This window comes from Thalassotalea insulae (assembly GCF_030161395.1).
GTDB lineage: Bacteria > Pseudomonadota > Gammaproteobacteria > Enterobacterales > Alteromonadaceae > Thalassotalea_E > Thalassotalea_E insulae.
This window is the reverse complement of record NZ_BSST01000001.1, coordinates 2,364,865-2,379,514: the sequence shown is the minus strand read 5'-3', so window position 1 is coordinate 2,379,514 and position 14,650 is coordinate 2,364,865. Positions and strand designations below refer to the sequence as shown.

General features: G+C 40.8%; 12 protein-coding genes. 1 reads left to right on the top strand and 11 read right to left on the bottom strand.

The features are described 5' to 3' along the window. Positions 1–19: 19 nt before the first annotated feature. The 8 genes from QQK06_RS10795 to QQK06_RS10760 form a co-directional block, all read right to left on the bottom strand. Positions 20–1,039 carry an amidohydrolase family protein gene (locus QQK06_RS10795; protein WP_284244674.1) on the bottom strand — a complete coding sequence of 340 codons (1,020 nt, stop codon included), beginning with the start codon at positions 1,037–1,039 and terminating at the stop codon, positions 20–22. Further along, positions 1,039–1,602, bottom strand: coding sequence for a 3-hydroxyanthranilate 3,4-dioxygenase (locus QQK06_RS10790; protein WP_284244673.1), 564 nt, complete (start codon positions 1,600–1,602; stop codon positions 1,039–1,041). Before QQK06_RS10790 ends, QQK06_RS10795 begins: the two co-directional genes overlap by 1 nt. 9 nt (positions 1,603–1,611) lie before the next feature. Further along, entirely contained in the window at positions 1,612–2,040 is a 429-nt protein-coding gene (locus tag QQK06_RS10785; RefSeq protein ID WP_284244672.1) for a RidA family protein, read from the bottom strand. Positions 2,041–2,047: 7 nt separating this feature from the next. After that, the gene (locus tag QQK06_RS10780) at positions 2,048–3,511 is read right to left on the bottom strand and encodes a 2-hydroxymuconic semialdehyde dehydrogenase (RefSeq protein ID WP_284244671.1); all 1,464 of its coding nucleotides are present in this window, start codon (positions 3,509–3,511) and stop codon (positions 2,048–2,050) included. 131 nt (positions 3,512–3,642) lie between these two features. After that, the gene (locus QQK06_RS10775) at positions 3,643–4,503 is read right to left on the bottom strand and encodes an ROK family protein (RefSeq protein WP_284244669.1); all 861 of its coding nucleotides are present in this window, start codon (positions 4,501–4,503) and stop codon (positions 3,643–3,645) included. 138 nt (positions 4,504–4,641) lie between these two features. Continuing rightward, a complete protein-coding gene (locus tag QQK06_RS10770; protein WP_284244667.1) occupies positions 4,642–7,296 on the bottom strand; it encodes a beta-N-acetylhexosaminidase in 2,655 nt (884 codons plus the stop codon). A 40-nt stretch (positions 7,297–7,336) separates the two neighbouring features. Then, a complete protein-coding gene (locus QQK06_RS10765) occupies positions 7,337–8,614 on the bottom strand; it encodes an MFS transporter (protein ID WP_284244666.1) in 1,278 nt (425 codons plus the stop codon). An 18-nt stretch (positions 8,615–8,632) separates the two neighbouring features. Continuing rightward, a complete protein-coding gene (locus QQK06_RS10760) occupies positions 8,633–9,709 on the bottom strand; it encodes an acyltransferase family protein (RefSeq protein WP_284244665.1) in 1,077 nt (358 codons plus the stop codon). Between the two features lie 188 nt (positions 9,710–9,897). On the opposite strand from QQK06_RS10760, the gene QQK06_RS10755 reads away from it, so the two are divergent. Further along, complete coding sequence (locus QQK06_RS10755) at positions 9,898–10,770, top strand: AraC family transcriptional regulator (RefSeq protein WP_284244664.1); 873 nt, start codon at positions 9,898–9,900, stop codon at positions 10,768–10,770. Here QQK06_RS10755 and wzy read toward each other — a convergent pair. The 3 genes from wzy to QQK06_RS10740 are packed head-to-tail and all read right to left on the bottom strand — an operon-like array spanning position 10,763 to position 14,473. Beyond that, a complete protein-coding gene (gene wzy / locus QQK06_RS10750; RefSeq protein ID WP_284244662.1) occupies positions 10,763–12,154 on the bottom strand; it encodes an O-antigen polysaccharide polymerase Wzy in 1,392 nt (463 codons plus the stop codon). The two genes, QQK06_RS10755 and wzy, sit on opposite strands and share 8 nt — an antisense overlap. Continuing rightward, complete coding sequence (locus tag QQK06_RS10745; protein WP_284244661.1) at positions 12,154–13,260, bottom strand: glycosyltransferase; 1,107 nt, start codon at positions 13,258–13,260, stop codon at positions 12,154–12,156. Before QQK06_RS10745 ends, wzy begins: the two co-directional genes overlap by 1 nt. Continuing rightward, entirely contained in the window at positions 13,247–14,473 is a 1,227-nt protein-coding gene (locus tag QQK06_RS10740) for an oligosaccharide flippase family protein (RefSeq protein ID WP_284244660.1), read from the bottom strand. The genes QQK06_RS10745 and QQK06_RS10740 overlap by 14 nt, the downstream gene beginning before the upstream one ends. Positions 14,474–14,650 lie beyond the last annotated feature (177 nt).

The window sequence follows — 14,650 nt, the reverse complement described above, 5'->3', positions numbered from 1 at the left end:
TGTCTCTTAGTAATGCCAACTACACTGGCAAATCAAAAAATTGGTGCGCATTGCTCGCGAGCATCGCTTGTTTATTTTCTTCCGTTAAGTAAGGCGCGGTCTTGATCAGTTGCCCCATTTCCTGCTCGCCCAAAGGGAAAGGATAATCCGTTCCAAACATCAGTTTGCTCACCCCCATCTTTTGCACCAATAGTTGCAAGGCGTCATGGTCAAAAACGGCACTGTCTAAATAAAATCGATCAAGGTAAGAGCTTGGTGGATGTTGTGAATGACCGCGGGCGATATCGCGATGCAACCAGGCATTTTCCAAACGCCCCAATAAAAAGGCAAATGAACCACCACCATGAGCAAAGCATATTTTTAAGTCACGACTGACGCGATCAAAGCCGCCACCTAATATCATAGAAACAATCGACAATTGACTTTCCGCAGGCATGCCAACCGTCCAGCCCATCATGTATTTTTTCGTCCGGTCAGCCGCCATCATGTCCCAAGGGTGGACAAATACTGGGATGTTTTCTGCTGCGCAATGCTGTAAAAACGTCAATACACCTTCGTCATCCATGTTTTTGTCACCAACATGGTTACCGATTTGAATACCTACATGGCCACTGTTGATTGCTCGGCTTGCTTCTTGACACGCAGCATCTATGTCTTGCAAGGGCACCTGTGCCATCGCAAATAGGCGGTTTTGTCCCTGTGCACAAAGTTCTAACGCTGCATCATTGAAAATTTGCGCACAGTATAATGCTTGTTCAACCGGCTTTTCGTAAGCAAATAAAATCGGGGTGGCTGAAATGATTTGATGACTCACCCCCTGTTGATCTAGCTGCTCTAACCTCACTTGCGCATCCCAACAGGCAGAGTAAATCGGGCGAAACTCTTGCTGACCTTTCATCAACATAGCTTTTGCATAACCTTGCTCATTTTTTTCACTCGATAAATGCCTAAGCCAAGGCCAGTCTCCACCACCGAACTTTGCTTCCAGATTTGGCCAGGTTTTTGGAAAAAAATGCGAGTGAATATCAATAATATTCATTAACTGTCACCCTTTTCGTTAAGTGTGACCCAACCTTCTGGTGGCTCTTTACCTGGATGTAATTCACCACAATCAGGACAAGTTCGTGCTTGCTCGCTTTGATAGAAGTTTTGGTAAACAGGAGGCAAATCATCAACGATAGATTTCAACACCACTTCATGACGATGCACTAATCCGCCACAGTTAAAGCAATACCATTCAAAGGCATCTTTTGCTCCGTCGGGACGCTTTGGCTCGATCACTAAGCCAACACTGCCTGCCATTGGACGCTGTGGAGAATGACGAACATGCGCCGGCAAGAAGAAGATATCACCTTCTCGAATGAAGACATCGCGGCATTCGCCATCTTCTATCACTTTCAGCACCATATCGCCTTTAATTTGGTAGAAAAACTCTTCCACAGGATCATCATGAAAATCCGTGCGCTTATTCGGTCCCCCAACAACCATCACCATCATATCGGTGTTTTCCCAGATAATGGCATTACCAACCGGAGGCTTGAGTAAATGTTTGTGTTCTTTAATCCATTGCTGAAAATTAAATGCGGCGAGTTTAGCTTTCATAACGTTTCCTTATCGGCTCTGAGCTAAAGGTTTATAGGCGACAGCTTTACATTCGATCAACAAATGCGGGTGAGGTAATTGATGTACAGCAACCGTAGTGCGCGTTGGGCCATCAAAATCAAAAAACTCACTGTAAACCTGATTGTAGCCTTTAAAATCATTCATATTGACCAGGAAAGTAGAGATCTCTACCAAATCACACAGATCGGCATCCACCGAATGTAAAATATCGCGGATATTTTCAATCACCGCACGGGTTTGCACACCAATATCGAGAGTGGTGGCACCAAACTCATCCACTTCAACACCAGCAAAACTGTTATCAGGTAGGCGGGAACTAGTGCCTGAAATGTAAATAAAATCCCCAGCTCGTTTAACGTGCGGAAACTTGCCTCTGGGAACCGCTTTATCTTTTAAAACTTTGCTTTGCGTATTCATAATATTCCTAATCTATCTTGATACAGATATTGACTGGCTCACTGTAAAAACTGAGCGAATGTTGCCCGCCTTCACGACCAATGCCTGATAACTTTACGCCACCAAACGGCGCTCTAAGATCACGTAAAAACCAGGTATTCACCCAAACCAATCCGACATCAATTTGTGGTGCGACTCGATGTGCTCGTGACAAATTTTCTGTCCATAGCGCGCAGGCTAAACCATATTGCGTGTTATTCACCCGCTCAATCACTTCTTGCTCATCATCAAAAATTGAGACATGACAAATAGGACCGAAAATTTCTTCCTGATTGACACGGTTATCATCACCTAAGCCAGTAATAATGGTAGGTTCAATGTAGCAGCCCTGCGCTCTTTCATCATCGAACGGTGGCACACCACCGCCATAGATAAATTCTGCACCTTGGTCTTTGGCTAATTGATAATAAGACAATACTTTCTGCTGATGAGGTTTCGAAACCAGCGGACCAATAAAAACGTCCTGCTCTTTCGGATAGCCAATTTTGATTGCCTGCGCCGATTTTTTCAGCCCGTCAATAAACTCATCCGCTATCGAACGATGGACAAAGACCTTTTCGGTGCATAAGCACACTTGACCACAGTTGGTAAAGGTAGAACGGGCTACGCCAGCAATCGCTTTTTCAAGATCTGCATCGGCGAATACAACAGCGGAATTTTTACCCCCTAACTCAAAGGAGATAGGTTTAACCGTATCGGCAACAGCCTTCATGATATGCTGCCCAGTAGCGCTGGCTCCGGTAAACGTGACTGCGTCTACCTGCGGATGACAAGTGATCGCATCACCGACATTTTTACCGCGCCCTAGAATAAGGTTAAACACCCCTTTAGGTATACCGACTTCATCCATCACTTGTGCCAGTAAATAGGCGGTTGATGAAGTTTCTTCTGACGGCTTTAAAATAACGCAGTTACCACAAGCCAACGCCGGTGCCACTTTCCAGGTGGCTAACAATAACGGGAGATTCCATGGCGAGATGACCGCTACTACGCCTAATGGTTTGTTAACACTATAATTAAGTGCTTTGTCACCAGTTGGAGTTTCGGTGATAAAAGTTTCGCCGCTATGGTGGCGTGCCATATCGGCAAAGGCTCTGAAGTTAGCGGCACCGCGTGGAATATCTATGGTTTGCACCTGATGCAAAGATTTACCCGTATCGGCAATTTCTGCATCAATGAATTCTTGCTGACGTTCCACCATACGATCTGCTACTCGATGCAATAAGTCACAACGTTGATTAACCGACAGGCGTGACCATTCACCCGTTTGCGCAGTTTTAGCAGCCTTTACTGCCCGGTCGATCTGCTGATGATCTGCCTCGGCAATTTGCCCAATCACCTCGCCATTGACCGGACTGACATTATCAAAATAATGCTCGCTAGAGACAAATTGTCCATCAATATAGCATTCTAACTGGCGCAGCTCTGACATCGAATTTCCTAACCTTATTTATTATTAAGATCATAATTGTAGTAGGAAATTGACTTTACTGATTTTTAAACAATAACAAAAATTCGTTAATTTTAGCCAAAGCATTCATTTTATGAATATATTAATTACTTTTAATGAATTTCACTGTGATGGTGCAAATATAAACTCGCGGCACCAAGAAGTGCAGCATCTGCCAACTCACTTTGGCAAATGGTTAAGTTTTCAATCACCACAGGATAAGGAAAATTTGCTAATTCGCGCCATAGCGCATCGATAAACAAGTGATAGGAGTTGGCAACAGAACCGCCAATGACGATCACTTGCGGGTCAATGACCAATAAAAGATGGCTGATCGCATTCGCTAAGTGCCCAGCAAATTGTTCAAACGCTGCCAGAGCTCGCACATCACCGGCATCCGCACGTTGAGCTAACTCTGCACCAGACACTTGATAATGATCAATAAAATACTGACCAGAACAATAATCATCAATAGTGGCATCCAAGTAACGAATACCACCTACTTCACCTGCACAGCAATTTTGACCTGCGTATAATTGCTGATTAACAAATAAACCACAACCAAAGCCAGTCCCTAAACAGATGCCAGCAACATTCTGATAGTGCTTAGCTGTGCCGTACGCAGACTCCCCTGCAACAAAGCAATTAACATCGTTATTGATATAAACTGGCAATTGATAATGGGCTTGCAACAACGACTTTAATGGGTATTGCTGCCAGGCAGGAATGTTGACAGCATTAAACACTATGCCCTGCTCGATATCGACGATACAGGGCACACCAATTGCTATGGCCTCAGTATCATCTAACTTCACTAAGTCGATACAGTGAATAATAAACGCGAATATCTCTTCAGCCGACGCGTGTGCAGGAAACGGCAATATTTGATTTTGCTGGATCATGCCCCCCTGAAAGCGGCCAAAGTTAATTTTCGTTCCACCAATATCCAAGACGATAATTGAACGGGTATTCATAATCATTTCCAACGTAATAAGGTAAAAATTTGCATAGCTACTCCCTGCCAACAAATGCTTTGGCATATCTCAAGAAGGGAAAAACTCCGTTGTCTGATGCCACTACGAGTACCTATCGGTAACAGACAACGGATATGACTAGTGTAAAGTTAAACTGCGACCGGCTCGTTTATTGTCAGCACTGCGCGCCCTCACTTGTACGGGTAGATTGACCTTAACAGTGTCCTGGTAGCTGTGCCATTGACCATTTGATGTTTGATATTCAAGCGGTAACCCCGGCAATGAACTATTGATATTTAGCTTACCATCGATGATTTTCGCTCCCACCGTAGGAATGCGATAAAATACGCCGGCTTTATCCAGTTTAATCAGCTCTTTTTGCGCCAGCGTATTAGCAAAACGCTGCCATTGCTGATCTCTTTGCCGTTGTAATTCCTCAGTAAATACGCCCGAAATATGAGAATATTTTGCTCCCTGATAGTTGTAAGGCACCTGCCAAGAAGGCGAAGACCAAGCACGTTCAGCTAAGGCAAGCATCCGTGGAAAGATCATATATTCTGCTTGCTGATCACTGCGAACCGTTTCACTCCACAGTTGCCCCTGGATACCCGCAACCCGAAAATTTTTCGGTAGTGGTTGATGCAATATGACTCCTTGTTCGTCTTGTTGCAGCCTATCGTCAATCTCAAAATGTCGACCTAAGGTATCGAGTCTAAACTCTGCATGAATCGGTAAATTATCCGGAATAAAATTAAAAACATTACGGCTATCAATACGACGTGACGCCCAATTATAGCCTCGCTCTTTTGGGTCGACTTCGTATGGAAAATCAAAATAGAAAACATCCGGAACTGATAGCACCACGTCCCAACCACGATGCGCCTGTTCACTCACCATTTGGTGAGCACCACTAGGTAAGGCGCCCCAAATATAGGAATAGACAGCTTTTGGCATATTCTCGACATGAGTTTCACCTAACCCATCATTCCAGCCACCTACTGCAATGCCTTTGTTAACCACCATATGGGCCACGCGTTCAATAAAATGCGCCCCTAAGTGCTTAAACTCACTGACACTATTACTGCTATCATTAACTAACGCTTGGCAGGCCGGAGAATCTACCCAAGCACCCGCCGTTTCGTCAGCACCAATATGATACATTTGTAATGGATGTTGAGCTTGTTGGTGTAAATTGATTAGATCTTCTAACACCCGATCGACGAAGGCATAGGAAGACTCCAAGCAGACGTTAATAGTATTGTCATTATAATTTTGAATCGAGCGATACTGAGTTTTATCATTAAAATCAGATAATAAGTAACGATTTGCTGCCACTTCATTTTCTTGTTTAATCAAACGCTGATAGCGTGCTTCCATTGCTTTAATCGCCGCACGTGAATGACCTGGCATATCAAGAGATGGGATAACCTGGATATGATGGCGGCTAGCATAACGTAAAATATCGATATAATCTTGCGTACTATAAAAACCATCCCTGCCACTGGCCCCCGCACCGCCTAGTTGAGGTTGTAAACATTGCTGATCAGATAAATCCATACAACGTCGGCTGCCAATTTCAGTTAACTCAGGCAGGCTAGGTAGCTCAATTCGCCAACCTTCATCTTCTGCTAAATGCATATGAAGCTTATTGAGCTTGTAAGCTGCCATTTGCTCAATTAAGCGAAAGACCATGGCTTTACTATGAAAATTACGCGCAACATCCAGGTGTTGGCCACGATAGCGATAATTGGGCTGATCAACTATTTTGACACTAGGAATCGTTAATGTTTCTACTGATAGTAAGGCTGTCAGTGTTTGTACACCATAAAAAGCACCGGCACTATCGGCGGCTTCAATAAGAATGTGATTACCCTTTGCCGTCAATTGATAACTCTCTGGCATGGCTAACTTGCTATCTAAGGCAATATTAAACACTATTCCCTCTGCTGACTGCTTTACTCCGAGTGTTGCTAAACGCTCCAGAGCGGCACTAACGTGTTCAGCAGCGACTCCCTGATAACTGACATTAATCCCCTGAGCTAACGAAATAGCTTCAGAAGACAACAATTGACTGTGTTGCGGAGTTGGAATGACTGCCTGAGCTAAATGAGCATCACTTAATTGAGTGTCTATATTATGGTCAAATAACCAAGCGGGGCCAGCATATTGATTAATATCATCCGGACTCGATTTGATCTGTTTCGGTAAATTATCAAATGACGCCACCCACGGCTGTAGTTCCAGTCCTGTTTCTGGGTCGATCTTAGTTTGCGTACTCTTGATCACGGCTGGTGTTAAATTTTTGCTACTAAGCCAATAATTAGGCATCAACTCAGATTCACTGATCACGGTACTAGCAATCCAAAGTGTTACTTTTTGTGGTTCATTCGCTTTAAACCCGGAAAAATTTGCTGTTGGTGTGATTTGATGAATATCGCCATTCAAATGTTTCAGTGAAAGTTGCTGGCCAGAAGCAGCATAAACGGGATAAACCTGAGAGTAATTGATCTGCCAGTTATTCACCAACATATCTGTTGGTGAGGTCAAATAAATTTCAGCACTGAAGCAGTGACTAACAGCTTGACCGTTTTTTTTAGGGCAATCCGTTTCAACATTGCTCAGTGCCTGATAGTTAACGACTAATGAATTCGCTAACTTGTTCAGTTGCCTTTGATCTATCGGTGTTACCCTAGCACCACTGTTGGATTTGTCGTTTGCTGACTCCGACGCCTGCTGACAGGCGATTAAGCCAAAAGCACTAGCCGTTAACCAGATTACACGTAAAAATTTCATCGTCTTTTTATCTCTCTTATTGCTGTTACTGCTGTCTAATTTATTGACCTGATTTAACGGCTTGCTCAGACGAGCCAGAATTAAACAGTTTTATCGTTTTATTAACCACTAGAGGTTTTGCCCAAAAGCCAATAGCGAAGATATAAGCCAAGGTGATATAAACCACCACCATACCAACACGTAAATCTCCGGTGATATCCGCTATGACTCCAATGATCGGCGACGCCAAACCACCACCGACGATCCCCGTACATAAAATGCCAGCAAAAGAACCATGATGTTCAGCCACTGAATTTAATGCCAATGAAAAGATCACAGACCACATTACCGAAAGGAAAAATCCGACTAAAGGAAATGCGACAACCGCTGTTTCCGCACTACCGAATATGGCACAGGTCAAGGCAATAAAAGCGCAACCAGAAAACAATTTCAGTACAATACGACTGTCAAATAGCTTCACTAACACCAAACCTAAAATACAACCTAAGGTCAACATTAACCAAAAATCACTGACAGTACTGGCACCAACGGTAACCGGATCTAAACCATGATAGCGTTCCAAAAATAACGAAATCACGTTAGCCACCCCTTGCTCGGTACCTACATATGCCGCAATAGCGATGAAAAATAAAATTACCGTTTTATTTTTCAACAGCTGACGATAAATTTGCCAGGCTCCAACCGCTTCATCATCATTTAGTTCAACCCGCGGCAACTTAATCAAGGCAATAAACAGCAACATTAGCACTGAAAGTACCGCAAAAATCCAATACATAGACAACCAGCTCATATCTGCTGGCACCATACGATTAAAAAAGCCGATCACGCCAGTTGTAGTTTGTTCAGCCATTGCTTGCACAACATAGCTATAAACCATAGGACTTAAGGTTGCCGCACCACCAAACAACAATTGCGCCATAACAGAATAAAAAGCAAAGTGTTCTTCACCACCGGAAACGCGTAGTAATGGATTAATCGCTACTTGCAACATCGCCATACCGGTACCGATTAAAAACAATGAGCCCATCGCCATAAAGAAACTAGGTATTAAAGCAAACAAAAATGAACCAAGCGCTGCCATGATAAATGCTGCCATCATCACAGTTTTTTCACCATACTTATCGACTAACATACCTGCGGGTACTGACATCACACCATAGGCGGCAAAAAAAGAAAAAGGTAAAAAACCAGCAACCGCAAGGCTGAGTTTAAAATCATTCACCAATGATGGAAATAATGGTCCTAAGATATTAGTGATAAATGAAATGGCAAAAAATGTTATTAAAACCAGGACGACGCCCGTGATATTCGTTTTCATCTATTGATCCCTACAAGATTAAATTTTAATAAATATTTTTCGGTCAAACAGTAGTTTGGAAAACCAGCCAAACAGCACTACATGCATGAGCGCAAAAACAAACGAGGCCAGTTTTTCTGGCATTAAGGCCGCTAAACTATTAAACATCCACTGATTAAGTGGCACGTTAGCAACATCGAACAATGAATAACTGGCGACCCAGAGCCAAGAAAGCACATAAATAAATAACGGATTCGTTCCATATATCAGTAACGGAGTCACTGGCTGTTGTATTTTTTGAATGTCGATAACAAAGACAAATAAAGCAAGAGTTAAACAAGCAAAACCAGCGCTATAAATGACATAAGAACTGGTCCATAACGACTTGTTAATTGGGATAAAACTATCCATTATCAAACCAATAATTAACCCTGCCATAGCTAACACAATAAGCTTAATTAGTGAGGCTTTTTTATCTGTCATCTGGCTGATAAAGCGCGTTACTTCAAAACCAATCAACACACTAACAATTGACGGTAAGGTACTCAGTATTCCTTCCGGATCAAACGCTACCCCTAAGCCTCGATACATATGACTAGCGCCTAACAAATAAAGATCAAGATCTCGCACTAGGTTAGTTTCTAAACGGTAAGCGCCATCACCCGCTAGCATCAGTAATAATGGATAAGCGACTAATATCAGTAACGCTATTACTATGACCTTAGCGCGTTGAAACGATAAAACAATAAAGGCGGCAAAGCCGTATGCGATACCAATACGCTGCAATACCCCCATCACACGCCAGGACTCCATAGGTGCAATAAACGGATAGATATTAAGTAGCAAGCCAATGATAAAAATCAGCCCACTACGCTTAATAATTTTTTTCGCTAATGGCGCTGATAAGGTGAATTGATCTTTCCTAAAGGCAAAGAACATGGCTGAACCAACGATAAACATAAAAAATGGAAAAACCAGATCGGTCGGCGTTACTCCATGCCAGTGTGAATGCAATAATGGCGCATAGACATATGACCAAGACCCTGGCGTATTCACCAAAATCATTAGTGCAATAGTCAATCCTCGAAAAGCGTCTAATGCGACGTAGCGTTGCATTTAAATCCTCACCTGCAAAATTATCGATATGCTAATAATTGATAATGCATTGATTCCGTTTCAATTAGGTGTATTATTCTAACACCTTTATATATTTTTCTATCACTTTATGACAGCGCTGACATCAAGTGATAGTTATGCACGGCATAGAAGATTTTTCATTAACTTACTCACTTAAGTACACATTGATGAAACTAATGTTTGAAAAAATACTGCCAACGGAAAATTCTTCCTGGCGCTACTGGTTATATAAACGCGAAAGTATTGAGTTTAACTGGCATTATCATCCTGAATACGAAATAGCCTTAACCTTAAACAGCCAAGGACAAAGGTATGTTGGTGACAGTATTGAAGATTATCACGAATTCGATATGGCATTCTTAGGCCCACATCTACCTCATACCTGGTGCTCCTCTGCCGAAAAAGAGGGCACGCCACAACAAGTGTATGTCGCCCAAATTCCTGTACCTTGGCTGGAATCATTAGTATTTGGTATGCCCGATTTAGCAGAGTTTAAACCTTTACTGACACAATCCCGTCTCGGGATAAAATTTTCGACCGAAACTGTCAAAAAGTGCGCCAAGGTCTTTAAAAAATTACAACAAGCCACCGCCAGCGAGCGCTTTATCGGCTTAATCACCATATTACAACTGATGAGCAAAGATGATGGCCGCCAAACTTTGGCCAGCCAGGGATATAATATTTCAGTAGCCTCAGATGCTTCGGTCGATAAACTGGACAAAGTGATCCGCTATATATATCAGCATTACAGCGAAAAAATTTCCGCCCAAACAGTCGCTCAACTAATACACATGAGCACCAATCATTTCCATCGCTTTTTTAAGCAACGCACCGAACAAACCTTTACCCAGGTAGTAAATCAGCTAAGAATAAGTAAAGCCTGCTCGCTATTGATTAACTCCAAAATGCCGATCACTACCATCAGTGACAGCTGCGGTTTTCATAATGTGCCTAATTTCAATCGACGATTTTTGCAATTTAAGCAGATGCGCCCAAGCGAGTTTCGCCGAATTTATGCCGGAAAAAGCCAAGTTATTTAATTCGATGAAAAACTAAAAGTAAAATATGATAACTTATCCACAAAAAACCGACATTCCAGAAAATAAACCTTGCAACAGCAACAGCTTCGCCACGCGGCCAAAGCAAGAACCCTAAGAAGCAAGAAAATGCGAAAGCCGTATTTATTGGATTCTTCCTTACTAAGGCCATTTTATTGATAAACATGGTAAATAATGCCAGCACTATCATGCCGTACCAATAAAAGTTCAAATACATTTCAGCAAATATCGAAAATCCATATCCACCACCCCGCTCTGCTATCCAAGGATTAACCTCATTTACCAACCACAAGGCTAAAGAGCCCGCCTTGGCCGGGTGTACATCCCAAAATAAATTAGGAACTATGGTGGTTAAGGCGAGCAACAATGAATCGCCATAGATGAAATCCATTTGACTTGGTACCCGCTGCATGATCCAAATCAGAGGGCTGATACTATCTGACATTTCAGAAATTATTCGATAAAGAGCGCTGCTATTTTCTACATGTTGGGATATGTTTTGTCCAGTTCTTAGTAATGATAAGGCAGGAAATATCACGGTAAAAAGAAATGCAGCGCCGCCATAGACAAGTTTGCGATTAAGCGTTTTTACAGTGCAATCCCACAAACTTAATAAAATAATAAATGGCACCAATGCAACTAATCTCATACCCAACATTAACTTCAAAAAAGCAATGGCAAATGCGACTAAAAAGATTGAATAAATAATGGTTTTATTTTTTCTATAAACAACGACCAGCAAATAAAATGCAGGATAAAGGAAAAAAGACAACACTTTAAACAGACCAGAAACACCATAATTTTGCTGAGAATTAAACAATGCAAAATAACCGCCCGCCATGACTTGGCTAACAATGGCATATAAGTCAATCAAAGTGGCCGGTGCCGAAAAGGTTAAAAAAATAATACCTGTATATTTTGCCGCCGATAACTGCAAAAATGACGGTTGTTTAACTTGAATGACGGTATTGTTAAACGTCAGCAACATTGTGGATGAGATAATCAATAAACCAACATAACCATACTCTATCGCCCTGACAATAACTTGATTATCTGCTTTTGAGAAAAAATTGAAAAAGGCTGCGCCTTGCTCAGAATAAAAAACAAAGAGCACGGATTTTCCCAGATTAAAAATAAACACCATCAAGAAAAATACATATGCCAGTGAAAGAAAGTTTCCACCAATTTTTAGCCAAACAACAGAATGAATAATTAGTAAGGAAAGAATACCTAAGCTTTGAGCAATCAATATAAAGTCAATATCGGTATCAACTACCCATTGACGTAAAAGCATAGTGAAAAGACAAATAGCAAAGTTTAAAATAATCGCTAGGACGAGAATATCTAACCTAGTAGCAGACATCATTATTCACCCAGATAAAGACGTTTTAATTTAATTATATGATTTGGAAAATAAAAATCCGTCCTATGAAAATGAGTCAAATTAACCGTCTTTTTCCGGGCAGAGCTAATTTTAACTAGGTTATTTGCCCACTGGTCCGCCGAATCTTGCAAGGAAAGGTAACTTACTAAATTAGGATCAAATTCTGCTTCTTTAGTAATATTGTCGGCGACTAAAATTGGCACTCCCACTGCTTGTGCTTCAACTACGGTTAACGGTAATCCTTCATAAATTGAAGGAAACGCTATGACATCAAAAATTGACGCCATTACGTCTACCGCATCGTCTCTTGCCCCCAATAAAATGACATCATTAGTCAAACCATATTCAGCAATTTTTTGCTCAACCTGACTTTTTAACTCTCCATCACCAATTAACACAAGTACAGCTTCTGTTTTCGCTTTTAGTTCAATAAAGATATCCAATAAAAAGCCATGATTCTTAGGTTCTGACATTCTACCAATATGACCAAGTACGAGTTTTTCTTCACTAATACCAAGCCTTTGCTTTAGAGTACGATCAATCGACACCTTATCTAAGTGCTTAACACCACAATATAATACAGATAGACGTTCGTCAGAAATTATTCCTGTATGCAATGACTTATGTGCTTCCTGACTAACAGCCACATAACGATTGGCAAATATTTTTACCAAATATTTCATCACCCTAATATAAAGAGCTCTAAAGCCCCTTTTAGGCTCTATGCTGCTTCTATTACTATGCACATGAGAAATTCTTAGTGGTATTTTTGCCAACCAGGCAGCCATTAGCACAACACCGCTAAAATAAAGCACATGACTATGCACTGCCTGGTATGGACCATTTTTCTTTAATAATTGATAAAAATTAAAGACGTATTGGACGGGGTTCTTATGGTTAACAACCGGGAATATATTTACCCCTAATGCTTTAAATTTTTCGTCCAAACAGCCCGCAGCTTTAGTATGGACAACAATATCCATTTCGATATTAGAGTGTCTAAGTTCCTGCGCTAAACCTAAAAGCCAAGATTCAACGCCGCCAAGATCCATCTTTCCAGCAACATGTAATACCTTATGTTTTTTCAAACAACACCAACTCTCGTATTAATTTAGTTAAAAACAACATTGCAATGATAAGCGTTGAGACGATCCCTGAATAAAGGGCCCCTTCCGCGCCGTATAGAGGTATCAAATTCAAACTAACAAGGTAACATATTGGCAATGTAATAAGCATGATAACCATTTGAAAATTAAAACATCCCAGTGAAGTTAAAGAAACCCCCCCGACAGATTGAAAGCCCAAAACCAAATTTAAAACAGCTGCAACTACTAATAAATCAGCTAAATGACCGTATGGTTTACCATAAGCAAACGTCAATACCAGGGTGCCACATACACCCGCTAAAACAATACCTATTCCCCCTATTACAACTGCGATCAAGTAACTCATTTTTATCAGCCGTTTAACTTCTTGTTTCGCTTTTAATTTAAGATTATTAGTAATCAGGGGAGCTATCACTTGAACGACAGACTGTATCACCAAACTTCCTGCGGTAACAAAATAAAATATTGATGCATATTGGCCAACAATATGGTCAGTAGTCACATTTTGCAGCACAAATAATGGAATATTTACTAGTAAAATAACAAATAGCATAGTCATCCCGATAGGAAATGATTTTTTTACAACATTACCAAAATTTTCTGAAAGCTGAGTTGCAACCATTCCAAGTTGACCAACTGAAAATGCTTTGCTGTCAATTAAATAAAAAACCAGTGTTAAAGAAACAAATAACGACGAGCACGCGAAATAAATATTTTCAGTGAAGTAGTACACAGTTAAAAAGAGCAAGGGCGACACAAATGCTCTTATTATTCTCGAAAGGGCGATATGAGTAATTTTATGATTTAGTTGAAAATACCCATGACAAATATCGGAAATATTCTCAATAATTTTAACAATCCCAAGAATGACAATAATGGAAGTGTACTTAGCATCAACAAACAACAAGCAGTAAAAAACTAAACATAAGAATGCAATTAACGTCGTTACAATTCTTATGTAAAATACAACTTGAATCTCTTCATTGGAGGCTTTACTAGACAATAAAAATTGCCTAAGTCCTAATTGCCCTATAGTTAAAAAAACGCCTGCCAGTGCCAGAGAATAAGCATATTTACCAACTGCAGCCGCATTGCCCAAATAATTTAATCCAGAAATAATTATCCATTGAGAGAGAGCAAACATAACGTTTGAAATTAGCATAATACTAATTCCTTTTTTAAGCTTCATTTGCATTTAATGAACAGCCTTGTTTCGCATCAAAAATAACTCAATAATATTGTTAAAGTTTTAATTGTCTTTAGCGCCAAGAGTACATACCATAAAAGCTATAAACAAGTAGTTAATCATGCAATTATTTCCTAGACTGATGTACAAGATGGATTCATCTTCATGAATGTTAATGTCAGCTCT